Source organism: Rhizobium sp. G187 (assembly GCF_051549525.1).
Lineage (GTDB): Bacteria > Pseudomonadota > Alphaproteobacteria > Rhizobiales > Rhizobiaceae > Allorhizobium.
Genome location: NZ_JBPUGM010000006.1, coordinates 144,783 through 166,475 on the forward strand (window position 1 = coordinate 144,783; position 21,693 = coordinate 166,475).

Below are 21,693 nucleotides of genomic sequence, written 5' to 3' on the forward strand. Positions count from 1 at the left end.
GGCATTATGACGGACGCGGAACGCAAGACGAGGTCGACCGAAGCCTTCTTCGGTCGACGCAAGGGCAAGCCGTTGCGCGAGCAGCAGGTTGGGCGCATGGAAACGATCCTGCCCGAACTCAAGGTTGACTTGGCATCTGCCGTTCCGGCAGACCTGAAGTCGCTCTTCCCCGTATCCGTCGAGAAGGTCCGTCTGGAAATTGGCTTTGGCGGCGGCGAACATCTGGTTCATCGTGCCCGCACCAATCCCTCGACCGGCTTCATCGGCGTAGAGCCCTTCGTCAACTCGATGGCGAAACTCTTGGCGGTCGTCGAGGCCGAGGGGCTGAAGAACATCCGGGTCTATGACGATGATGCGACGCAGCTTCTCGATTGGTTGCCGGAAGGCCAGATCGATCAGATCGATCTTCTTTATGCCGACCCCTGGCCGAAGAAGAGGCACTGGAAGCGGCGTTTCGTCTCCGAGGTCAATCTGCAGCGCTTTCATAAGGTGCTGAAGCCGGGCGGAACCTTCTGTTTCGCCTCCGACATCGACACCTATGTAAACTGGACGCTTCAGCATTGCCGAAACCATGGTGGTTTCGAATGGACTGCCCGCAATGCTGCTGATTGGCTCACACCCTATGAGGGCTGGCCAGGCACACGCTATGAGGCAAAGGCGCGCCGCGAAGGACGCTCATCCGCCTATCTCACCTTCTTGAAGCGCTGAGAGCCCTCAACACCCAGGTTCCATGGCCGCGGGGAAGGGCCGGGCATCGCCGCAGATGCCCGATCATCTTGACCAGCCTGGTGTTCAGTGCAACGAGACGGTCTTCAGGTCGTCTTCGGCCGCCTTGAAGAAGGTGCTGGAGCGATTGTCGGTCAGCAGGATCGGTGTACCGTCTGCTGCGAAGAGGGCCCAAAGGTCGAGCTCGGGATCGATCTCCGGTGCTTCAGGGAAGCAGCGGGAAACGTCGTCAAACTTCATCTTGCGGATATACCCCACCTCGCCGGCACCAAGATGGGCCAATTCGGATTGCGTCAGGCGGGCGGTGACTTCTCGTAGTAACATTCCGATCCTCCACGAATGAGGGAGAGACGGCAGGCATGCCGTGACCTTCATACTGCGATGGAAGTGTTAATTTTTAGCGCAAGAATCGCCGCTATGGCGGGTCGGCCGTGGACATAAGTGATGCGCGCGCTACGTGCGCCTTCGCTTGACAAAATGTGCGCCGCTCTGCATCGCTCGCTGCTCAACATCAGGATTACCCCATGACAGAGCCTCGCAAGATCATCATCGACACCGATCCCGGCCAGGACGATGCCGCTGCCCTCATGCTCGCCTTTGCAAGTCCAGACGAATTGGACCTGCTCGGCATCACGACGGTGGCCGGCAACGTGCCCTTGAGCCTGACAAGCCGCAATGCCCGCATCGTCTGCGAACTCTGCGGCCAGGAGGCACGCCGCGTATTCGAGGGTGCGTCGCATCCCCTGAAGCGCAGTCTGGTGACGGCAGAGCATGTGCATGGCAAGACAGGGCTTGATGGGGCGGTCCTGCCCGAGCCGACGATGCCGGTAGAAGCGCAGCATGCGGTTGACTTCATCGTCGAGACGATCCGCCGGGAGCCGGCCGGTTCCGTCACGCTCTGCACGCTCGGGCCGCAGACGAATGTCGCGCTGGCCCTGCAAAAGGCGCCCGACATTGCTCCACGCATTCGCGAGATCGTCATGATGGGTGGCGGCTTCTTCGAAGGCGGAAATATTACGCCCGCTGCCGAATTCAACATTTATGTCGATCCGGACGCCGCGGCCGTCGTTTTGAAGTCGGGCGTACCGGTTACCATCATGCCGCTTGATGTGACCCATCAGCTCCTGACAACCAAAGCTCGCGTTGCGAAGATCGCTGAGATTGGCACGCGGCCGGCAAAGGCCATGGTCGAGTGGCTGCAGTTCTTCGAGCGCTTCGACGAGGAGAAGTACGGCTCCGACGGCGGCCCGCTGCACGATCCGACGGTTGTCGCCTATCTGCTGAAGCCGGAGCTGTTCAGTGGCCGCCACTGCAATGTCGAGATCGAGCTGGAGTCACCCCTGACAGTTGGTATGACGGTCGTTGACTGGTGGCGTGTGTCCGGTCGTGAGCCCAATGCGACGGTCATGCGCCACGTTGATGCCGACGGTTTCTTTGCGCTCCTGACAGAACGCTTCGCCCGTCTTTGACTGCAAAAGAGAAGGGGCGCCAGTTGGCGCCCCTGATTGTTTTGCTGCTACGAACGCTCGTCTCAGAACTCTTCCCAGCTTCCTCCACTCGCAGCCCCGCCACCGGCCGCCACCTTCCGTGGAGCGGTCTGATAGCCAGTCGGTGCAGCGGCAGTGCGAAGCGTTTGCGCCGTTGCCGTCAGTGCGGCGGCATGCGATGCGCGGCCGCCAGCCTGTGAACCTGAAACCTGGAACCGGGCAACGAGGTTTTTCAGCGTATCCGACTCGTTGCGCAGCGTCATGCTCGCCGCTGTCGTTTCCTCGACCATGGCCGCATTCTGCTGGGTCACCTGGTCCATCTGGTTGACGGCCTGGTTGATCTCCTTCAACCCGACAGCCTGTTCGCTGGCGGAACCGGAGATCTGGCGGATCAGCCCATTGATCTGCATGACCTGCAGAGAGATTTTCTCAAGGGTCAGACCGGCTTCGCCGACCAATTCGACCCCGTCCTTGACCTGGGCGGCCGACGTGTTGATCAACGTCTTGATTTCCTTCGCAGCATTGGCCGAACGCTGTGCAAGCTCGCGCACTTCCTGGGCAACGACGGCAAAACCCTTGCCCGCTTCCCCAGCCCGCGCCGCCTCAACGCCGGCATTGAGCGCCAGCAGGTTGGTCTGGAAGGCGATTTCGTCGATCACGCTGATGATGCGGGAAATCTCCTGCGATGATTGCTCGATGCCATGCATCGAGGTCACGGCCTTCTGGACCACCTCGCCGGACTTTTCGGCATCCTTCACTGCCAGGCTCACGGTCGTGGCGGCTGTCTTTGCGTTATCGGCGCTGGAGTTGACCTGTTCGGTGAGCTCGTTGAGCGCCGCCGCCGTTTCCTCAAGGCTTGCCGCCTGCTGTTCGGTGCGTCGAGACAAGTCGGCCGCGCTTTCGGAAATCTCTGAGGTGCCAGCGGAGATGTTGACTACGCTGCCATTGACCGAGGCGATCGCCTGCTCAAGGCTTGCGACTGCGCTGTTGAAGTCGCGTTTGAGCGCTGCATATTCGCCGGGGAAATCATCTTCAATGCGGTAGGTCAAGTTGCCGCCGGACAGTTGCGCCAGGCCATTGCCGAGGGTTGATACCACCTGCTGCTGAACCGAGGCGGTTTCGTTGCGCTCCTGTTCGGATCGACGGCGTTCGCCTTCTGCTGCATTCCGTTGTGCGTCAGCCTCAGCTGCAAGCGTGTGGCTTTCCGCCAGGCGGTGGCGGAAACCTTCAAGCGCCTGAGCGACGACGCCGACCTCGTCCTTGATGCCCTGACCGAAGACTGGCTCGGAATAGCGCCCTGCACTCAAGGCCTGGACGCTGCCCACGAGGCCGTTAAGCGGCTTCTGAACGAAGGTGCGAACCGCGCAGTACAGCGCAAACATAACAGCACCCAACACAATCAGGCCACCGACGACCATCATATAGGTCTGTGCCCGCACAGGAGCGCTGATGGCTGCATGCGGCACATCGACGAGAACGACCCAATTGGTGTTCACATCGGGCAAAGCGAACGGATAGACGACGCGATCAAAGCTATTCTCGCCCTCTCCTAGATTGGAAATCACGCCGCCCTTGAGCGAGGTGATAGCCGATTTCACCAGCTCACTACCCGTGCCGTCGTAATCCTTCATCTGAAGGTCTGGCGTTGGTGCAACAATCCATTTGCCGGATTGCGAAACTAGCGTCACTCGACCCGTTCCGAACGGGTGCAATGCGTTGAGTTTGTCAGACATCGCCTTGAGAGAAATGTCGACGCCACTCACGCCAATCAGCTTGCCATTGGCGATGACAGGATAGGCGATTGAGGTCATGGCCGTGTTCTCGCCGGTGGTCTGCTCTGCGTACGGGGGCGTGATGGCACCCTTCAAGCTCTTGGCGGCCAGCGAATACCAACCGGCTTCGAAGTCGGAATCGAAGGTCGAGAATGTGTATCCCCCATCCTTGCTCTTCGTCCAATAGGGGTTGAAACTGCCGTCCTTAGATGAACCAAAGTCAACTTTGCCCGCCATTTGTGGCGACTGGCCGTCGAACGCGTTCAGTTCCTCGCCGAACCAGCTTCCGAATGCGAAGGTGTTCTTCTCAACATTGGCTTTCAGAATGTCGACGACAGACTTGCGGTCGAGATACTTGCCCTCATGGCCGCGACCGATAACACCGGCCATTGAGCGCGCTGCCCCCGCGAGTTCGCCGACGGCTGCGCCGACGTCGGTGGCGATGGCTTTGGCCTCGGCATTGGCCTGATCCATGGTCAGCGCTTCAACACGTTGCCGTGTCTGCGAGATTAGAACCAAATTGGAAAAGAATAGAACGATGGCAATTGCCACGCCCGTCACGAGTATGAGTTTGCTGGCTAAGGATTGCACTCGGAAAATAGACATTTCTTCCTCATGGACACATGGGAACGAAAGCATCCGTTGCGCGTGATGCGCTTGGAAGGCAGGGGAGTGCTCCTTCATGGAGCAACGAGGGGAGGTGTCGTCGTCCCGCATGAACAGCGGCCCGTCTTCGTCACCGAAGATGAGTTGCCATCTGTAAAGTTTGAGTAAAAAAACGTCAGCGCGTGCAGAAAACCTGCGGTAGTTGGCCGAAATTCAGGGCCGCTATTCTGACAAAGACATTTCAGGTTCTGGCATCGACATCCGCAGCGAGCGGAATGGACGGCTGTGCGCCAGCCGTGAGACATGCCAGCGAGCCCGCAACTGCGGCGCGTCGCAGGGCCATGTCGAAAGAGACCCCTGAATCGAGGCTGGCCGCGAGATAGCCGCAGAACGTGTCGCCAGCGCCGACGGTATCGACCGGCTCGATCTTCAGCCCCTTCGTCCTGTGAAGTGTGCCGCCCTGTCCAGCAATAACCCCATCCGCACCAAGCGTGACGATCAGGATTTGACCCGTCTTGCCATGCATCTCCATCAGCAACGCCTCACGGGCGGAAGGTTCAAGAGTTTCGCGGCCGGTCAGCAATTCAAATTCGGTCTCATTGGCGATGACGATATCCGCCAGCGCGGCCAGTTCTGCGGCATCTGCCGTCAGCGGAGCAGTATTCAAAACACTGCGAACGCCCTTCGCCTTGGCGGCAACGAGCGCCGCCTTGACAGCATCGGCGGGCACTTCCAGCTGGAGCATGAGGAAGTCGCCAGGCTGTAGTGCGGATACAGCAGCTTCGGCCTGGGACGAGTTGACCGTGCCATTCGCGCCGGGAACAACAGCGATCATGTTCTCACCGTCACCGCCTACAAGGATCAGTGCCGTGCCTGTCGGGCCCTCGACATGGGCAACGCCGGAGAGATCGGTGCCGGCTCGTTCGAGGAGGTCGAGCGCGGGGCTCGCAAATTCATCCTGTCCAACGGCCCCCACCATCTTAACAGTTGCGCCAGCCCGCCGGGCCGCCAGCGCCTGATTGGCACCCTTGCCCCCGGCTGCGGTGGCAAATCCGGTGCCCGGTACGGTTTCACCGGGGCTGGGAAGCCGGGGTGTGGTGGCAACGAGGTCCATGTTGATGGAGCCGAAGACGGTGATCATGGGCGTTGATCCTGTTTGCTGTCTGCGCTCTTTTGGACCAGCCCCTCAGTCTTCGTCAACAACCCTGAGCTTGAGCAGGCCGCTCCGGCTCTCGACGGCCTGCGCTTGAGGCTCCTCTCCCGGCGGCAAGGCACCTGCGGTCTGGAACTCCATCGCTTCGATTTTTGCACCCCTTTTGGCGATCTTGTCGGACGAGGTGATGATTTGCTCGACATCTTTTTGAGCGGCGAGGAAATGGCTTTGCAGTTTGCGTGTCCGGTCGTCCAGACGTCCAAGATCTTCCATCAGGCGCACCACCTCGCCCTGGATCAGGTGCGCCTGTTCACGCATCCGCTGATCCTTGAGAACGGCCTGGATGACCTGGATAGACAGCATCAGGAGGGACGGGGAAACGATCACTACGCGCTGCCTGTGGGCTTTTTGCACGATACCCTCGAAGTTCTCGTGGATTTCGGCAAAGATCGATTCCGATGGCACGAAGAGAAACGCCATCTCCTGGGTCTCGCCGGCGAGCAGGTATTTTTCGGAAATGTCCCGGATATGGACTTCCATGTCGCGGCGGAATTGCTGGGCGGCGGCTTTCTTCTGGTCCGGATTCTCGGTTTCGCGGATCGTATTCCATGCCTCCAGAGGAAACTTGGCATCGACGACCAGTGGCGGCGAGTTGTTTGGCATGCGGATTGTGCAGTCTGGCCGTGAACCGTTCGAAAGGGTCGACTGGAACTCGTACGCTCCCATCGGCAGACCGTCGGCCACGATTGTCTCCATGCGTGACTGGCCAAAGGCGCCCCGGGTCTGCTTGTTGGAGAGGATCGCCTGCAAACCGACAACATCCTTGGCGAGAGATTGGATGTTGTTCTGAGCAGCGTCGATCACCGCGAGCCGTTCTTGCAACGTCCGAAGGTTGTCATGCGTCGATTTTGTCTGCTCGGTGATCGTCGTACCGAGCCGATGCGTCATGCCGTCGAGCCTCTGGCTGATCGACTGGTTCAGCTCCGCCTGCCGGCTACCGAACACTTCGGCCATAGTCGCCAGGCGCCCCTGCATCTCGGCCTGGGCTTTCAGAAGTTCGGCCAACCGCATCTCCGCAGCCTCGTCACGCCGCAGGGCCTGCTCCATCATGTCTGCCCGCTGCCGCGATGCGCGGTGTGCGCCAATCAACGCGAGAAGAATTGGGATCAGTACCACGGCTGCCGCAAGCGACATGAGCAGCACGGGTGAAAGGGTGACTGAGCCGATGGTCACCGCCGGAATGTCCTGGATGTTCATGCGACGATAATAGCTGATTCGGTCGCTGCCTACAGATCAAAGAGTGAACATCCCCGATCGAAAAAACACCTCCTCGAATCTGACGGTGAGCGGACAGCCGTCACGAAGTTGGTCAACGAGGCATTCCGTTTAGTTCCTGTTCAGAAATAAGTGAGAGATTTGTTTAACCTTAACTTTGTGAACGAATCGCGTTGTGTCCATGACCCCGAAGCCAAACCAAGATCTTGCCGAACGCCTGGACTTCCTGGAAATTGATCAGTCTACGCGCAATACACTGAGTGAATTGCGGCCCACCATTCGGGATGTGATCGGCGGCGCGCTTGACAAGTTGTATGCCAAGATCTCAAGAACCCCACGCATTGTCGGACACTTCCGCGACAAGGGGCACATGAACGGTGCGAAATCGGCGCAGGTCGGCCACTGGGACAATGTTGCGAGCGGCAATTTCGACGAGAACTACGTGCGTGGCGTGACCGCAGTCGGCAAGGCCCATGCACGGATTGGCCTGGAACCACGCTGGTATATCGGCGGCTATTCCATGCTGGTCAGTGAACTTCTGGCTGGCGTTCTCGTCAAACACTGGCCATTCCCCTTCGGCAAGCAACATGCGGCAAACCTTGCAGATAAGCAGCGGGCTATCGTAAAGGCCGCAATGCTCGACATGGACTATGCGATTTCCGTTTATCTCGACGAACTCGAGCAGCGCCGCAGGGCGCTGGAAGAAGAACGCGCGCGCGTCGAGGCCGATCAGGCGATCGCAATGGAGCATCTGCGTAAGGGCCTGGAAGCTTTGGCCCAAGGCGACTTCGAGGCGAGAATGACAACGGATCTGCCGGAAAACTTCCGCCAGATGGCTGACTTCTACAACGAGACCGTGGATCGTCTGAACGTGTCGTTCGCGGCGGTTCGCCGTGCTTCGGAAGGCATTCTTACTGGCACCGATACGATCGCCCGCGTCTCTGGCGAGCTGGCTGGACGCACTGCACGTCAGTCCAGCGGCGTGCAGGAAAGCTCAACCGCCTTGCAGCAGCTTTCGGTCAGCGTTGGCCAGACAGCCTCGAATGCCGAACGGGCTTCGCTTGCCGTCCGCGAGACACAGCAGCAAGCCAAGTCTTCCGGCGATGTGGTGTCCCGTGCCGTATCCGCCATGGGGGCAATCGAGAAGTCGTCGACCGAGGTCTTCAAGATCATTGGCGTCATCGACGAGATCGCCTTCCAGACCAATCTGCTGGCGCTCAACGCAGGTGTCGAAGCCGCCCGAGCTGGTGATGCCGGCAAGGGATTTGCTGTCGTTGCACAAGAGGTTCGCCAGCTTGCCCAACGCAGCGCTGACGCTGCGAAGGAAATCAAGCAACTCATCTCGCAGAGTTCTGACCAGGTGAAGGAAGGCGTCGGCCTTGTCACTGGTACCGGTGAAGCCCTGACCGACATCATCGCCCGCATCGATGCGATTGATACCTTCGTGTCGGATATAGCGACTGCTGCCCGTGACCAGGCGCTCGGCCTGAGCGAGGTCAACAAGGCAACCCGCGATATCGACGTTCTTACCCATGAAAACAGTGATATGGTTGACCGGACATCCGAAGAGACACGCCACTTGCGCTCCGAAGTCGCAGGGCTTGTCGAACTGCTCAGCCACATCAAGACACGCGTGGATGGCGACGTTGCAGGCACACCGACGCATGGCGGGCGACGCAGGGCCGCCTGATCGACGTTTGCGGGCGGAAATCGGCGCGTTTTTCGATTTCCTCCGTATCGAACATGCGCTAAGGGAGCGGCATGACCATCAAGCCTCTCATCATTTTGCCCGATCCGCTTCTGCGACAGGTCTCTGCGCCGATCGAGCGTGTCGATTCCGAACTCAACCAGCTCGTCGATGACATGCTGGAGACGATGTATGACGCACCCGGCATCGGCCTTGCGGCCATCCAGGTCGGTGTGCCGCGTCGTCTTCTGGTGATCGATGTTGCCAAGGAGGGCGAGGAGCGGCAGCCTCTCGTCTTCATCAACCCCGAAATCGTTACCAGCTCTGAGGAGCGTTCGGTCTATGAAGAGGGTTGCCTGTCGATCCCGGACTATTATGCCGAAGTCGAGCGCCCGGCAGCTGTCACGGTGAAGTCCATCGACCGAAGCGGCAAGGAGCAGACGGTGGAAGCCGACGGTTTGCTGGCAACCTGCCTGCAGCACGAGATCGACCATCTCAACGGTGTCCTCTTTATCGATCATATCTCCCGTCTCAAACGCGAGATGGTGATCAAGCGGTTCACCAAGGCCGCTCGCTCGAAGATCTGAGCGGTTTGGACATGTCGGGTTCGCCAATGCGTTCCCACAAGGCTTGAAGGCGAGACGAGAATGGCACTCCGCATCATCTTCATGGGCACGCCGGATTTCTCCGTAGCCACGCTCAGGGCGCTGCATGCAGCCGGCCATCAGATTGTCATGGCCTATACCCAGCCGCCCCGTCCGGGTGGCCGACGTGGGCTGGACCTGCAGAAATCGCCCGTGCATCAGGCGGCCGAAAGCCTGGGCATCGAGGTCCGGCACCCCGTTAATTTCCGCGATAGGGCCGACGTGGACGCCTTCGTAGCGCTGGGTGCTGATGTGGCCGTCGTCGTCGCCTATGGCTTGCTCCTGCCCCAGTCAATCCTCGATGGCACACGTCTCGGCGCCTATAACGGTCACGCCTCGCTCCTGCCGCGCTGGCGCGGTGCCGCCCCCATACAGCGGGCAATCATGGCCGGAGATGCAGAGACTGGCATGATGGTCATGAAGATGGACAAGGGGCTGGATACAGGCCCCGTCGCCTTGACCCGCAAATTGACAATCGCGCCGGACATGACCGCTGGCGAACTGCATGACGCGCTGAGCCTTATCGGCGCCGAGGCTATGGTCGAGGCGATCGGGCTTTTGGAAGAGGGCAGGTTGGATACGGTTTCGCAGCCGGATGACGGCGTGCTCTACGCTGCCAAGATCGACAAGGCGGAGACCCGCGTCGATTTCAGCCGGCCGGCGACAGACGTTCACAATCACATCCGCGGGCTTTCGCCGTTCCCCGGTGCCTGGACCGAAATTGAAGTCAATGGCAAGCCGGAACGGGTGAAGCTGCTTGGCTCCCATCTCGAGCAGGCCGACGGCGCGTTAGGTGCACCCGGTACGGTACTGGACGACCGCTTGACGATCGCTTGCGGAACCGGATCTGTCAGTCTTGTGCGCCTGCAGAAGGCGGGCGGCAGGCCGCTGCCGGGTGAAGACTTCCTGCGCGGAACGCCTGTGGCCAAGGGGACGGTGATCGCCTGATGCCCCGTTTCCGGATGACCGTGGAATATGACGGCTCCGCCTATGTCGGCTGGCAGAGGCAGGAAAACGGCCATTCGATTCAGGCGGCTCTCGAAAAGGCAATCCTCGCACTGACGGCGGAAACCGTGGTCGTGAGGGGCGCTGGACGAACCGACTCTGGCGTTCATGCCAGGGGCCAGGTGGTTCACACCGATCTCTCCCGTGACTGGGTTCCGGTCAAGCTGCGCAATGCCTTGAACGCCCATCTGGCCATGGCCGACGAACAGGTGGCCGTGGTCGACGTTCAGGCCGTCGCCGATGACTTCGATGCCCGCTTCTCGGCGCTGCGCCGTCATTACCTCTATCGGATTATCACCCGACCGGCGCGGCTGGCACTGGAGGCGAACCGCGCCTGGTGGGTGCCGAAACTGCTCGATCACGAAGCCATGCATGAGGCGGCACAGCAACTCGTCGGCCATCATGACTTCACTACCTTCCGCTCAGTTCATTGTCAGGCCGCCAGTCCCGTCCGAACGCTGGATCGGCTTGATGTGACGCGGGATGGCGATCTGATCGAAATCCGGGCCACGGCCCAGAGCTTCCTGCACAATCAGATCCGATCTTTCGCTGGCACGTTGAAGCTGGCGGGCGAGGGCAAGATGACCCCCGCCGATGTACGCGCAGCTCTTGAGGCCCGCAGCCGTGCCGCCTGCGGCCCGGTCGCTCCGCCGACAGGCCTGTACTTCATGCGGGTGGATTATCCGGGCGATCCGTGATGGGCACTTATCAGGCGGGCAGGATGCCGAGATAGCCTTGCAGGATTTCTGAGAGGATCATGGAAGGCACGAGCAGGACCAGAATAATGGTCGCAACCGTCAGCACGTGATCGCCGACAATCATGCGCAAAATCCGGAACAGGGCCGAGATCAGGGCAATGGTCAGGACGAACCAGAGCAAGGTGACGATGCCGCCAAGGGTCGGAACCAGCATCATCAGCAGAACCAGCACGCCGTATCCGTAGGAAACCGGCAGCGCCAGCCAGTTGGTGACGACCACGATCGACGCGAATTTCTCACCAATGCCGATGACCCAGCAGACGATACCGACCATGACAAGCGGTACAACCCAGTTTGTCGCTTCGATCAGCGTCAGACGAAAAAAGAACAGTCCGCCGACGGATTGGCCAGGTGGCAGGTCTTGCAGGTAGAGAACGCGCCACCACGCGAAAGAGATCAGGATCGCGGGGGCTGCCCAGAGGATCGCCCAAAAGGAACGCAGCGCGCCGCGGTCAGAGAAATCCAGATGGGCAAGGCCAGAGCCATCCTGCCGGAACAGGAGCCAGAGGCCCCTCAGATAGATTTCGACCTCACGCAGCGTCGGCATTGGCGAACCATTGCTCGATGAAGGTCTGATAGATCACGGTGAGGGTTTCGAGGTCGGCGACGGCCACCCTTTCGTCGACCATATGCATCGTCTGGCCAACAAGGCCAAACTCCACCACCGGGCAGTAATCCTTGATGAAGCGCGCATCCGATGTGCCGCCGGTCGTCGACAGCTTCGGCACACGACCGGTGACTGTTTCGACAGCGCGAGTGAGCGATGCAATGAGGGCGTTGTCGCGAGTGAGGAACACATGGCTCGGCCGTTCCGACCAGACGATGTCATAGCCGATGGGGTCGCGTCCGGGACGAAGATCTGCATCAGCTGCTGCGGCATCAAGGCGGCGCAGGATTTCGGCCTTCACCGTGTCTGCATCCCAAAGGTCGTTGAAGCGGATATTGAACTTGAAGCTGGCGCTCGAGGGAATGACATTGGTCGCCGGATTGCCGACGTCGATCGTCGTCACTTCCAGATTGGATGGTTGGAAGTTGTCGGAGCCTGCATCAAAGGCGGGAACCATTAGGCTCTTTGCCATGGACAGCGCACCCCGCACCGGGTTGTCCGCCAAATGCGGATAGGCCGCATGGCCCTGCACGCCGCGCACCGTGACTGTTCCGGACACAGATCCCCGGCGGCCGATCTTGATCATGTCGCCGATCGCATCGGGATTGGTCGGCTCACCGACGAGGCAGGCATCCCAGCGCTCGCCGCGCTCGGCAGCCCACTGCAGAAGTTTCGTCGTTCCGTTGACGGCAGGGCCTTCCTCATCGCCAGTAATCAGCAGCGAGACCGAGCCAACAGGCACACGGCCGGCTTCGACCAGCCGGGCATAGGCGGCGATAAAGCACGCAATCCCGCCCTTCATATCGACGGCACCGCGGCCATACATCATGCCGTCCTTCACCTCGCCGGAAAAAGGCCCGAGGCTCCAGGCCTTTTCGTCCCCGACGGGCACCACGTCGCTATGACCCGCGAACATTAAATGTCGTCCGCTGTTCCCGGCGCGCGCATAGAGGTTCTCGATGTCCGGTGTGTTTTCATCCTGCGCGATCATCCGCTCGACGGCGAAACCCAGCGGCGAAAGAAGAGACTGAAGCACATCAAGTGCGCCACCCTCTGCAGGCGTGACTGAAGGGCAGCGGATAAGGGCCTGAAGGACGGCGAGAGGATTAGTCGCGTTCATGTCGAGCTTTACGGGATTGGCCTGCCACCGGTTCATACGGCTGTGCGGCACGGAATGATACGAGCGAGAAGTAGTCGATCCCTCAGATACTGTCATCTGCCGAGGGGGCAGAGGGGCGCCGCGGCAAGGGTATTGCCGCGGCAGGGGCGCTTAGTCGCGCAGCAGTTCGTTGATGCCTGTCTTCGAACGGGTCTTCTCGTCGACCCGCTTGACGATGACGGCGCAGTAGAGATGCGGCGCGGGCAGGCCATTTGCCATGGTGGTATTGGCCGAGGGCATCGAACCGGCGACGACGACGGAGTAGGGCGGCACTTCGCCATACATCACTTCGCCGGTGGCGCGGTCGACGATCTTGGTCGACTTGCCGATGTAAACGCCCATGCCCAGCACCGAGCCTTCGCGGATGATGCAGCCTTCAACGACTTCCGAACGCGCGCCGATGAAGCAGTTGTCCTCGATGATGGTCGGGCCAGCCTGCAGCGGTTCCAGCACGCCACCGATGCCGACGCCGCCGGACAGATGCACGTTCGCACCGATCTGGGCGCAGGAGCCGACGGTTGCCCAGGTGTCCACCATGGTGTTTTCACCGACATAGGCACCAAGATTGACGAAGGACGGCATCAGAACCACGCCCTTGGACACATAAGCCGAGCGGCGAACGACAGCGTTCGGCACGGCGCGGAAGCCGGCAGAGCGAAATTCGCTTTCGCCCCAGCCTTCGAATTTCGACGGTACCTTGTCCCACCAGGTGGAAGCACCGGGGCCGCCCTTGACCACTTCCATGTCGTTGAGGCGGAACGACAAAAGCACGGCCTTCTTCAGCCACTGATGCACGGTCCAGGTGCCGTCTTCACCCCGGGTGGCAACGCGGGCTTTGCCGCTGTCGAGCAGGCTGAGGGATTCTTCGACGGCATCGCGAATTTCGCCCTTGGTTGCCGTCGAGACCGTGTCGCGGTTCTCGAAGGCCGCCTCGATGACGTGTTCGAGCTGGGAGAGATCGGAGGCGCTCATCTGAATTCCTTAAACTTCGTTGTCTACCTTGGGGATGAAGCGATCAGGATCTGATCGAAAATTCGCGCAAAGCTCTAGCGCATTAGAAGCTGTCTGAAAACAGCTGTGCGGACCTGTGCGTACGAAAGGAAGAGGCATGGCGAAATTGAAGAACGGTAAGCACCGGCGCAAGGATGGCTCCTGGGATCCGCTGAAGGACAGTTCCACCGATCGGCAGACGGCAGAGGTCATCCCGAAGACCCCGCAATCGGCTTCGCCCTCCTATCGCCTTGCCTATGCCGACGATGAATTCCTCTGCCGGGAAGAGCTGAGGCCGGTGCGCCTGCAGCTCGAGCTTCTGAAGACGGAGATGATCCTCACCGAGCGCAACATCAAGTCCACCGTGGTGATGTTCGGCGGCGCCCGCATTCCAGCCCCCGGTCAGGCAGCCTGGGCGGCCAAGAACGACATTCAGAAGAAGAACCTGGAGAACGCCTCGATCTACTACGAGGAAGCGCGCAAGTTCGCCCAGCTATGCTCGAAGCAATCTCTGCGCAGCGACTACCACGAATATGTCGTCGTCACCGGCGGCGGGCCGGGGGTCATGGAGGCCGGCAATCGCGGTGCGGCCGATGTTGGTGCGCCGTCAGTCGGTCTCAACATCGTGCTGCCGCATGAGCAGGCACCGAACCCCTATGTCACGCCGGAGCTGAGCTTCAATTTTCACTACTTCGCCATCCGGAAGATGCATTTCCTGATGCGCGCCAAGGCGATCACCATCTTCCCCGGTGGCTTCGGAACACTCGACGAATTCTTCGAGGCGGTCACGTTGATCCAGACCAAGCGTATGGCGCCGATCCCGTTGATCCTGTTTTCCAAGGCCTTCTGGCACGACATCATCAATTTCGAGGCGCTGGCCGCCTTCGGCACCATTGCGCCGGAGGATCTCGATCTCCTGCACTTCGCCGAGACGGCGGAAGAAGCCTGGCAGATCATTGCCGATTTCTATGATCTCAACGAAGAAACGGCCCCATAAGGGGCCGCACTGCTTCATCAGGAAGGGGTGACGCCCGCCCTTAGCGGAACATCATCGGCCGCTTCGGCATGTCGTCGGCGCTGATAGACCCGTCCTTGTTTGTGTCCATACGTTCGAACATCTTGTCCGCCATGGCGGTTGCTTCCGCCTTGCTGATCTGGCCGTTTTCGTCTGTGTCAGCAACGCGGATCATCCGGCCAGGACCACCCATGCCGCCAGGGCCACGATCGCGACCTTCGCCGCGCTCACCCCGGTCTGCACGCTCTCCGTGCCAGCCGTGACGTTTGCCCTCATGATGCTTTCCATCATGGCGGCCGCCGCCTGGGCCTTCTGCCATGTCGCCAGGACCAGGGCCGTCCTCGCCAGGGCCGACGGCTGTTTCATCGTCCGGAGCATTCGCCTTCGCAGCTGCCCGCGCGGCCTGCATTTCGGCCCGCATCTTTTCGTGATGCTGGCGCATTTCGCCTGGTGTCAGCGTACCATCCTTGTCGGCGTCGATCGAGACAAAGAGCGCCTCGCCTGCCGTCCTAGCTTCGTCCTTGGCGATCTTGCCGTCCTTGTTCGTGTCGGCCATCTGCAACATCTGCACGAAGCGCACTTCCGGGCCGCCGCGACCGGGACCACGACGGTCGCCATGTCCCTGGGCGTAGGCGCCAGAAGCCGCCGTGCCAAGCAGGAGAGAGGCCGCCACGGCCGTAAGGGTAAGGGTCTTGCCGTTCATCTGGGATCCTTTCGGTGACCTGTTTCGATGTCCCGAAACTAACCCGGCGCTGGCAATCAACCTACTTAACGATCGGTAAGCTGGATGAAACTTTGGTAAGCTTGGCCAGACCTATGCGGCGTCTTCCAGGATGTGACCGAGAAAACCGGTGAGATCGTCGGTGACAAAATCGACGCTGCCTTCGTCCATGTGCTCGACCCGCTCCCAGGTTTCGAGGATTGCTGCCCCTAGGTTGCGGGGGACCAGGAGAACGGTTTTCATGCCCAGCGCCTTGGGTACCATCAGATTGCGTGGCAGGTCTTCGAACATTGCGGCGTTCTTCGTATTGACGCGATTGAGCGCGGCGAACTTGTCATAGGTCGCGCCTGCTGGCTTTGGAACGTAGTCGGCCGCGACAATGTCGAAGATGTCATCGAAATGGTCGAGGATTCCGAGCGCGCGCGCTGCCGCTTCGGCATGAGCGACCGTACCGTTTGTGAAGATGAATTTACGACCCGGCAGTCGCTTGATCGCAGCGCCCAACCCTTCATCCGGCTTCAGCAGCGAATAGTCGATCGCATGCGCCCGCTCCAGAAAGGCGTTGGGATCGACGTTATGATGCAGCATCAGGCCTGCCAGCGTCGTGCCGTGTTCGTGGTAATAGCGTTTCTGCAATGCCCGCGCCTCGTCCGGCGCCATTTGCAGGAGTTCGGCCACGAATCCCGTCATGTTGCGATCGATTTGCGCGAAAAGGTTGATGTGATGCGGATAGAGCGTGTTGTCGAGATCGAAGACCCAATCTTGAACATGGGCGAAATCGGCAGGCGCGGGGAGCTTCTGAGGTAGGGTCATGATCATCTTATGACAGAGGCCGGCAGCATGGAAATGCATCGGCTATGGACGGGATGGCATTGGCGCCCGAGCAAAATAGGATTTGTCGGCGTTCCGGGAAGTGCTATTCGATGGGAATGGGAAAGAAAATGCCGACATGCAGTTTTGAAGTGTTCGTGGTCCTTCAGGACCGCAAGCGCCTGCCGTCGCGCTTCCATCCGGTCTTCTCGACGATGGTGCATGAAGGCTGATCCGGCCGTCATAGAACTGCGTCACTCTCCCTGTCTCGCAAGCCGCCCTCACTGGAGATAGCGGCAGCATATTCCGGATTACTCCCCATGGAACTTTGGGCCATCATAACGATCGGCAGCGCTTTCCTTCAGAATATGCGCTCCGTACTGCAGAAACATCTGAAAGGCCATATGGGCACCACCGGCGCGACTTTCGTTCGCTTCGGCTTCGGCATGCCCTTTGCCTTCCTCTATCTCGGCATACTTCATTTCGGCCTTGACCGTCCGATGCCGGTGCCCGGCTCTATTTTTGCTGGCTGGGCTGTTGTTGGCGCGCTGGCTCAGATAGCCGCCACGTTTCTCCTCGTCCACCTCTTCTCCTTTCGCAATTTTGCCGTCGGTACGGCCTATTCGCGCACAGAGCCGGCCCAGGCGGCGCTCATCGCTCTTCTATTGTTCGGCGAGACGATCACCACGGGCACGCTGGCGGCGATCTTCGTCTCAATTCTTGGCGTCATGGCCATTTCGGTTGCCCGTACGGCACTCAGGCCAGTTGCGCTCATCACATCGGTCGGCAACCCCACGGCGCTGATTGGCCTTGCCTCCGGCTTCTTCTTCGGCTTGTCTGGAATTGCATACCGCGCAGCCTCCCTTTCGCTTGCGCCAAGCCTGCCGAAGCCGGATGCCATCGTACAGGCCGGCTATACGCTCTGCGTGGTCATTGTCGTGCAGACGGTTGTTATGCTGGCATGGATGCTCTGGCGTGAGCGTGAGGAGATTACCCGCATCCGGGCGGCATGGAAGATAAGCGGCTTGGTCGGCTTCGTTGGAGCCACAGCATCCTTCGGCTGGTTTATCGCGATGACGTTGCAGCAGGTGGCTGTGGTCAAGGCACTGGCTCAGGTGGAAATGCTCTTCACCTTCGCCTCGGCACTCTTCATCTTCAAGGAGAAAATCAATCGCCTGGAGATCGCGGGCTGTCTGTTGATCGTCCTCGGAGTGTTGTTGCTGGTCCTGGTTTGATGCCCGCGGTGTCGCGTCGGGAACGGGCGGTTGCAGAGGCTGGGAGCTCACGATACACCGGAGGCAGTAAACGCGCCTGTCGGCCGGGGAGAGAGCAATGCAGACCGATCAACCCGCCGCCGCCCCACTTGCCCGCGCAAAACCCATAAGCGCCGAGGCCGCCGCAGCACAGCATCCCTATCCGAAACGGTGGACAGCGCTGGCGGTGATGATGCTGGCAAACTTCATGAACCTACTGGACGTAACCATCGTCAATGTCGCTTTGCCCAGCCTGCAGTCGGAACTGGGCGCGACCTCAAGCCAGATAGAATGGGTCGTTGCAGGTTATGTGCTGGTCTTTGCCTTGGGGCTTCTCCCATTCGGCAGGCTGGGGGATGTCAGGGGCAAGAAGCAGGTCTTCATCGCTGGCGTCGCGGCCTTCACCTTTGCGTCCCTGCTATGCGGCATGGCGCCCGGAATCGGCTCGCTCGTAGCTGCACGCCTCCTGCAGGGGGCCGGGGCAGCCGTCATGACGCCGCAGGTGCTGGCGATCGCCCAGATGATGTTTCCGCCGAAGGAGCGGGCGGCGGCCTTTTCCCTCTTTGGTCTCAGCGCCGGCCTCGCTTCGGTCTCAGGCCCCATTCTCGGCGGCTGGCTGATCAGCCTTGATGTCCTGGGCCTCGGTTGGCGGCCGATCTTTTTGATCAATATTCCGGTCGGTATCGTGACTATTATGCTCGGATGGCGGCTCATCCCGTCGCTGCCGCCAAAGCCGGGCATCAAGAACGATTTCGGCGGCATCGTGCTAGCCGCAGCAACGATCTTCTGCGTGATTTTCCCACTGATCGAAGGCCGGAGCTTCGGCTGGCCGCTTTGGTGTTTCGTCATGCTTGCGATTGCCCTGCCTGTCGGTCTGGCTTTCGCGCTCTGGGAACGGCGTCAACACCGGATGGGCGGTCCCGAACTGCTGCCCGTGCCGCTGATGAAAAACCGCAACTACGTCATCGGCTCGCTGATGACGGCGACCTTTTTCTCCACCTTGCCCGGCTTTTTTCTGATCTTCGCGATGTTCCTCCAGCAGGGCTATGGCCTCACGCCACTGCAATCCGGCGTGACCACTGTTCCCTTTTCGGTCGGGATCTTTGTAGCATCCCTGATTTCCGGCCGTCTCGGCAATGTAACGCCACGCATTCGGGTCATCGTGGGCGTGGTGATGGTCATCGTCGGCATGGGATTGTTGCGCGCCGAGATCCAGACGGTCGGCGAGACCATTGATCGCATGGCGCTCTTGCCCTGGTTCCTGCTGAGCGGCCTTGGCATGGGCATCGCAATCGCACCGATGTTTCAACTGGTTCTGGCGGGCGTGCCGCCGCAAGATGCCGGTGCCGGATCCGGGGCCTTGCAGGCGATCCAGCAGATGGGTAGCGTGCTGGGCATTGCGATTGTCAGCGAGATTTTCTTCTCGGACCTTGTTCGCAATGCCGCCGAGGGTCTAACCGGCAAGGCGGTCTATGCCGAGGGCTTGGCACTCGGGCTGATCTACAATTTTGTAGCTTATGCCGTCGTGCTCGTGGCTGTGTTGTCCATGCAAACGACGACGCCTGCCAGTAAGAGACTGGAGCAAGCTCTGCCGATCGAGTGATCGACAGAGGTTCAAGCCGTCATTCGCTCAGGGAACGAGCAGTGTGCCCGCGCCGGTTTCGGTGAAGAGCTCGAGCAACACGGAATGGGCAGTCTTGCCGTTCAGGATGACGACGCCCTGCACGCCGGCCTTGATAGCCTCGATACAGGTCTCGACCTTCGGGATCATGCCGCCGGAAATCGTGCCGTCGGCAATCAGCGCATGGGCTTCGGCGACCGAGAGTTCCTTGATCAGCTTGCCGTTTTTGTCGAGCACGCCGGGAACGTCGGTGAGGAAGAGCAGGCGCGAGGCATTGAGCGCGCCGGCAATGGCACCGGCAAAGGTATCGGCATTGATATTGTAGGTCGCGCCATCACGGCCGGGCGCGACCGGGGCGATGACCGGAATCATCTCGGAGCGGGCGAGCAGGTCGAGCAGGGTACGGTCGACCTCGACCACCTCGCCGACAAAGCCGAGATCGAGCACGCGCTCGATATTGCTGTCGGGATCGCGAACCTTCTTCTGCGCCTTTTCGGCAAAGACCATGTTGCCGTCCTTGCCGCAGAGCCCGATCGCCCATTCGCCGGTCTGGTTGATCAGGGCGACGATCTCCTTGTTGATCGAGCCTGCCAGAACCATTTCGACGATTTCGACCGTCTTCTGGTCGGTGACGCGAAGGCCGTTCTCAAAGCGCGATTCGATTCCCATCTTGGCGAGCATGGCGCCAATCTGCGGCCCGCCGCCATGCACGACGATCGGGTTGACGCCGGATTGCTTCAGGAGCGCGATATCGGCGGCAAAGGCCTTGCCGAGTTCGGGATTGCCCATGGCGTGGCCGCCATATTTGACCACAATGGTCTTGTTCTCGTAACGCTGCATGAAGGGCAGGGCCTGAACAAGAAGGCGGGCCTGGATTTCGCTTTCGGACGCTGACATGGGAAACCTCGCATTGAATGGCGGCCTTTTAGCGCAACTGTTGCCGCGATGGAATAATCGTCCTGCAATATAAGCGCGGGATGACATGCATCTTCGTGCTGTCGCATTGTCGAACGACAATATTGCGCTACATTGCATCGGGCTGGAGACGGGGGATATATGGAACGCGATGACATCGGCGAGCTGCTGGCCCGTGTGGCCCTGCGCGACCGTGCGGCGTTTTCGGCGATCTATCAGAAAGTTTCGCCGAAACTTTTTGCCATCTGCCTTCGTATGATGAAGGACAGGGGCGATGCCGAAGAGGCGTTGCAGGACGTTTTCGTCAAGATCTGGAACAAGGCCGGCAGCTATACGGGTGACGGCCTTAACGCCTATGGATGGCTATGCGCCATCACGCGTTACCGCTGCATCGACCGCTTGCGGGCGAGGCGGCCGCAGGGTGAGGACCTGGACGAGGCGGAAGATCTGGCCGATCTCGGCCCGGACCCTGAACAGTCGGCGATGCTGCGTTCTGAAGGCGCACGCATTGACACATGCATGGAGGCGTTGGATCCTGATCGGGCGCTGGCCGTCCGACAGGCCTATGTCGAGGGACTATCGTACCAGGAACTGGCCGATAAGTTCGCCGTTCCGCTGAACACGATGCGCACATGGCTGCGACGCAGCCTGTTGAAACTGAGAGAGTGCATGGATGAGCACGCCCGACCAGAGCAAGGGTGACAGATCGCGGGACGAGGTCCTGGCCGGAGAATATGTTCTCGGCGTTCTCGGCATGCCTGAAAGAGCCGAGGTCGAGGCACGTCTGCTCCACGACCGGCAGTTCGCCGCTGTTGTGCGCCGTTGGGAAGACAATCTCACCCAGTTCAACGACGATTTTGCCGAAACGTCACCGCCGGACCCGCTGTTTGCGAAGATCGAGCAGCGGCTCTTTCCGGCTGTTGCTGAAGTGAGGGCGACGCGCGGGCTGTGGAATGCCCTCTGGCTATGGCGGGGTATCTCCTTTGCTGCGATTGGTGGGCTTGCCCTCGTCGTGGGCCTGCAATGGGCGCCGCAGCTGCGGCCGCAGAAAGACGTTGCACCACTCACCGCGGAGCTTGCGGGCGACAATAGCGCCATTGCGCTTCTCGCAAGTTACGATTCACGCTCCGGCCAGTTGGCAGTTACCCCGGTCGCGGCCGGAGGCAATGAGCAGAAATCGCTGGAGCTCTGGCTGGTTGAAGGCGAGCAGTCGCCGATATCGCTTGGCGTATTGCCGCAGACCGGGCAGGGCGAGATTGCAGTGCCTGAAGACCTGCGGGCGCGCCTGACCGATGGCGTGGTCCTCGCTGTCAGCCTTGAGCCATTTGGCGGATCTCCGACCGGAAAAGCCACCGGTCCGGTCTTGGCACTTGGCGCAATTCGCCCCTGAATTTATAATTTCACAAGAATTATCAAAGACATGAGAAGGCGGCGAGAAAAAATCTCGTCGCCTTTGAAACTTCTATTCGAAGCCGTCCGTCCTTAGTGG

At 60.2% G+C, this 21,693-nt stretch carries 21 protein-coding genes; 11 read left to right on the plus strand and 10 right to left on the minus strand.

Going from position 1 to position 21,693, the window contains the following annotated elements; translation table 11 throughout:
- The first annotated feature begins 6 nt into the window (after nt 1-6).
- Nucleotides 7-708: a tRNA (guanosine(46)-N7)-methyltransferase TrmB gene (gene trmB / locus ACSV9I_RS17650; protein ID WP_438330137.1), complete on the plus strand. Its 702-nt coding sequence runs from the start codon at nt 7-9 to the stop codon at nt 706-708.
- Nucleotides 709-792: 84 nt separating this feature from the next.
- On the opposite strand, the gene ACSV9I_RS17655 is transcribed toward trmB, so the two are convergent.
- Nucleotides 793-1,050, minus strand: coding sequence for a DUF1150 family protein (locus tag ACSV9I_RS17655; protein WP_054156253.1), 258 nt, complete (start codon nt 1,048-1,050; stop codon nt 793-795).
- Nucleotides 1,051-1,250: 200 nt separating this feature from the next.
- Between ACSV9I_RS17655 and ACSV9I_RS17660 the strand changes: the two genes are divergently transcribed.
- Nucleotides 1,251-2,195 carry a nucleoside hydrolase gene (locus tag ACSV9I_RS17660; protein WP_438330138.1) on the plus strand — a complete coding sequence of 315 codons (945 nt, stop codon included), beginning with the start codon at nt 1,251-1,253 and terminating at the stop codon, nt 2,193-2,195.
- Nucleotides 2,196-2,257: 62 nt separating this feature from the next.
- Here ACSV9I_RS17660 and ACSV9I_RS17665 read toward each other — a convergent pair whose 3' ends face one another.
- From ACSV9I_RS17665 to ACSV9I_RS17675, 3 genes are all read right to left on the minus strand, one after another.
- Entirely contained in the window at nt 2,258-4,591 is a 2,334-nt protein-coding gene (locus tag ACSV9I_RS17665; protein ID WP_438330139.1) for a methyl-accepting chemotaxis protein, read from the minus strand.
- 241 nt (nt 4,592-4,832) lie between these two features.
- Nucleotides 4,833-5,732: a ribokinase gene (locus ACSV9I_RS17670; protein WP_438330140.1), complete on the minus strand. Its 900-nt coding sequence runs from the start codon at nt 5,730-5,732 to the stop codon at nt 4,833-4,835.
- Between the two features lie 45 nt (nt 5,733-5,777).
- Nucleotides 5,778-7,001, minus strand: a complete 1,224-nt coding sequence (locus tag ACSV9I_RS17675; RefSeq protein WP_438330141.1) for a DNA recombination protein RmuC — start codon at nt 6,999-7,001, stop codon at nt 5,778-5,780.
- Nucleotides 7,002-7,200: 199 nt separating this feature from the next.
- Here ACSV9I_RS17675 and ACSV9I_RS17680 point away from each other — a divergent pair, with 199 nt between their 5' ends.
- From ACSV9I_RS17680 to truA, 4 genes are all read left to right on the plus strand, one after another.
- Nucleotides 7,201-8,709, plus strand: a complete 1,509-nt coding sequence (locus ACSV9I_RS17680) for a methyl-accepting chemotaxis protein (RefSeq protein ID WP_438330142.1) — start codon at nt 7,201-7,203, stop codon at nt 8,707-8,709.
- A 71-nt stretch (nt 8,710-8,780) separates the two neighbouring features.
- Nucleotides 8,781-9,293: a peptide deformylase gene (gene def / locus ACSV9I_RS17685; RefSeq protein WP_054156247.1), complete on the plus strand. Its 513-nt coding sequence runs from the start codon at nt 8,781-8,783 to the stop codon at nt 9,291-9,293.
- A 60-nt stretch (nt 9,294-9,353) separates the two neighbouring features.
- Entirely contained in the window at nt 9,354-10,298 is a 945-nt protein-coding gene (gene fmt / locus ACSV9I_RS17690) for a methionyl-tRNA formyltransferase (protein WP_438330143.1), read from the plus strand.
- On the plus strand, nt 10,298-11,053 hold the full coding sequence (truA, locus tag ACSV9I_RS17695; RefSeq protein ID WP_438330144.1) for a tRNA pseudouridine(38-40) synthase TruA: 756 nt from the start codon (nt 10,298-10,300) through the stop codon (nt 11,051-11,053). The genes fmt and truA overlap by 1 nt, the downstream gene beginning before the upstream one ends.
- A gap of 10 nt (nt 11,054-11,063) precedes the next feature.
- On the opposite strand, the gene ACSV9I_RS17700 is transcribed toward truA, so the two are convergent.
- The 3 genes from ACSV9I_RS17700 to dapD all read right to left on the minus strand — a co-directional run bounded on the left by ACSV9I_RS17700 (nt 11,064) and on the right by dapD (nt 13,851).
- Nucleotides 11,064-11,660, minus strand: coding sequence for a hypothetical protein (locus tag ACSV9I_RS17700; RefSeq protein WP_438330145.1), 597 nt, complete (start codon nt 11,658-11,660; stop codon nt 11,064-11,066).
- Complete coding sequence (gene dapE / locus ACSV9I_RS17705) at nt 11,644-12,840, minus strand: succinyl-diaminopimelate desuccinylase (protein ID WP_438330238.1); 1,197 nt, start codon at nt 12,838-12,840, stop codon at nt 11,644-11,646. Before dapE ends, ACSV9I_RS17700 begins: the two co-directional genes overlap by 17 nt.
- Nucleotides 12,841-12,990: 150 nt before the next feature.
- A complete protein-coding gene (dapD, locus tag ACSV9I_RS17710) occupies nt 12,991-13,851 on the minus strand; it encodes a 2,3,4,5-tetrahydropyridine-2,6-dicarboxylate N-succinyltransferase (protein ID WP_438330146.1) in 861 nt (286 codons plus the stop codon).
- Nucleotides 13,852-13,987: 136 nt separating this feature from the next.
- Here dapD and ACSV9I_RS17715 point away from each other — a divergent pair, with 136 nt between their 5' ends.
- Nucleotides 13,988-14,866, plus strand: a complete 879-nt coding sequence (locus ACSV9I_RS17715; RefSeq protein WP_438330147.1) for an LOG family protein — start codon at nt 13,988-13,990, stop codon at nt 14,864-14,866.
- A gap of 40 nt (nt 14,867-14,906) precedes the next feature.
- Here the strand turns inward: ACSV9I_RS17715 and ACSV9I_RS17720 are convergent, their stop codons facing one another.
- Both ACSV9I_RS17720 and ACSV9I_RS17725 read right to left on the minus strand, forming a co-directional pair.
- Nucleotides 14,907-15,587: a calcium-binding protein gene (locus tag ACSV9I_RS17720; protein ID WP_438330148.1), complete on the minus strand. Its 681-nt coding sequence runs from the start codon at nt 15,585-15,587 to the stop codon at nt 14,907-14,909.
- A 111-nt stretch (nt 15,588-15,698) separates the two neighbouring features.
- Nucleotides 15,699-16,418 carry a pyrimidine 5'-nucleotidase gene (locus ACSV9I_RS17725; RefSeq protein ID WP_438330149.1) on the minus strand — a complete coding sequence of 240 codons (720 nt, stop codon included), beginning with the start codon at nt 16,416-16,418 and terminating at the stop codon, nt 15,699-15,701.
- Between the two features lie 317 nt (nt 16,419-16,735).
- Between ACSV9I_RS17725 and ACSV9I_RS17730 the strand changes: the two genes are divergently transcribed.
- Nucleotides 16,736-17,650: an EamA family transporter gene (locus ACSV9I_RS17730; RefSeq protein ID WP_054156240.1), complete on the plus strand. Its 915-nt coding sequence runs from the start codon at nt 16,736-16,738 to the stop codon at nt 17,648-17,650.
- Nucleotides 17,651-17,747: 97 nt separating this feature from the next.
- Complete coding sequence (locus tag ACSV9I_RS17735) at nt 17,748-19,271, plus strand: MFS transporter (protein WP_438330150.1); 1,524 nt, start codon at nt 17,748-17,750, stop codon at nt 19,269-19,271.
- Between the two features lie 27 nt (nt 19,272-19,298).
- On the opposite strand, the gene argB is transcribed toward ACSV9I_RS17735, so the two are convergent.
- Nucleotides 19,299-20,186 carry an acetylglutamate kinase gene (gene argB / locus ACSV9I_RS17740; protein ID WP_054156239.1) on the minus strand — a complete coding sequence of 296 codons (888 nt, stop codon included), beginning with the start codon at nt 20,184-20,186 and terminating at the stop codon, nt 19,299-19,301.
- Nucleotides 20,187-20,345: 159 nt separating this feature from the next.
- Here argB and ACSV9I_RS17745 point away from each other — a divergent pair, with 159 nt between their 5' ends.
- Nucleotides 20,346-20,906, plus strand: coding sequence for a sigma-70 family RNA polymerase sigma factor (locus ACSV9I_RS17745; RefSeq protein WP_054156238.1), 561 nt, complete (start codon nt 20,346-20,348; stop codon nt 20,904-20,906).
- Entirely contained in the window at nt 20,878-21,594 is a 717-nt protein-coding gene (locus ACSV9I_RS17750) for an anti-sigma factor (protein WP_438330151.1), read from the plus strand. Before ACSV9I_RS17745 ends, ACSV9I_RS17750 begins: the two co-directional genes overlap by 29 nt.
- Nucleotides 21,595-21,693: the final 99 nt, after the last annotated feature.

What these genes read in the sequence shown, in the direction of transcription:
- trmB (WP_438330137.1), top strand. Translation starts at nt 7, where the DNA reads ATGACGGACGCGGAACGCAAGACGAGGTCGACCGAAGCCTTCTTCGGT.
- ACSV9I_RS17655 (WP_054156253.1), bottom strand. Translation starts at nt 1,050, where the DNA reads ATGTTACTACGAGAAGTCACCGCCCGCCTGACGCAATCCGAATTGGCC.
- ACSV9I_RS17660 (WP_438330138.1), top strand. Translation starts at nt 1,251, where the DNA reads ATGACAGAGCCTCGCAAGATCATCATCGACACCGATCCCGGCCAGGAC.
- ACSV9I_RS17665 (WP_438330139.1), bottom strand. Translation starts at nt 4,591, where the DNA reads ATGTCTATTTTCCGAGTGCAATCCTTAGCCAGCAAACTCATACTCGTG.
- ACSV9I_RS17670 (WP_438330140.1), bottom strand. Translation starts at nt 5,732, where the DNA reads ATGATCACCGTCTTCGGCTCCATCAACATGGACCTCGTTGCCACCACA.
- ACSV9I_RS17675 (WP_438330141.1), bottom strand. Translation starts at nt 7,001, where the DNA reads ATGAACATCCAGGACATTCCGGCGGTGACCATCGGCTCAGTCACCCTT.
- ACSV9I_RS17680 (WP_438330142.1), top strand. Translation starts at nt 7,201, where the DNA reads ATGACCCCGAAGCCAAACCAAGATCTTGCCGAACGCCTGGACTTCCTG.
- def (WP_054156247.1), top strand. Translation starts at nt 8,781, where the DNA reads ATGACCATCAAGCCTCTCATCATTTTGCCCGATCCGCTTCTGCGACAG.
- fmt (WP_438330143.1), top strand. Translation starts at nt 9,354, where the DNA reads ATGGCACTCCGCATCATCTTCATGGGCACGCCGGATTTCTCCGTAGCC.
- truA (WP_438330144.1), top strand. Translation starts at nt 10,298, where the DNA reads ATGCCCCGTTTCCGGATGACCGTGGAATATGACGGCTCCGCCTATGTC.
- ACSV9I_RS17700 (WP_438330145.1), bottom strand. Translation starts at nt 11,660, where the DNA reads ATGCCGACGCTGCGTGAGGTCGAAATCTATCTGAGGGGCCTCTGGCTC.
- dapE (WP_438330238.1), bottom strand. Translation starts at nt 12,840, where the DNA reads ATGAACGCGACTAATCCTCTCGCCGTCCTTCAGGCCCTTATCCGCTGC.
- dapD (WP_438330146.1), bottom strand. Translation starts at nt 13,851, where the DNA reads ATGAGCGCCTCCGATCTCTCCCAGCTCGAACACGTCATCGAGGCGGCC.
- ACSV9I_RS17715 (WP_438330147.1), top strand. Translation starts at nt 13,988, where the DNA reads ATGGCGAAATTGAAGAACGGTAAGCACCGGCGCAAGGATGGCTCCTGG.
- ACSV9I_RS17720 (WP_438330148.1), bottom strand. Translation starts at nt 15,587, where the DNA reads ATGAACGGCAAGACCCTTACCCTTACGGCCGTGGCGGCCTCTCTCCTG.
- ACSV9I_RS17725 (WP_438330149.1), bottom strand. Translation starts at nt 16,418, where the DNA reads ATGACCCTACCTCAGAAGCTCCCCGCGCCTGCCGATTTCGCCCATGTT.
- ACSV9I_RS17730 (WP_054156240.1), top strand. Translation starts at nt 16,736, where the DNA reads ATGGAACTTTGGGCCATCATAACGATCGGCAGCGCTTTCCTTCAGAAT.
- ACSV9I_RS17735 (WP_438330150.1), top strand. Translation starts at nt 17,748, where the DNA reads ATGCAGACCGATCAACCCGCCGCCGCCCCACTTGCCCGCGCAAAACCC.
- argB (WP_054156239.1), bottom strand. Translation starts at nt 20,186, where the DNA reads ATGTCAGCGTCCGAAAGCGAAATCCAGGCCCGCCTTCTTGTTCAGGCC.
- ACSV9I_RS17745 (WP_054156238.1), top strand. Translation starts at nt 20,346, where the DNA reads ATGGAACGCGATGACATCGGCGAGCTGCTGGCCCGTGTGGCCCTGCGC.
- ACSV9I_RS17750 (WP_438330151.1), top strand. Translation starts at nt 20,878, where the DNA reads ATGAGCACGCCCGACCAGAGCAAGGGTGACAGATCGCGGGACGAGGTC.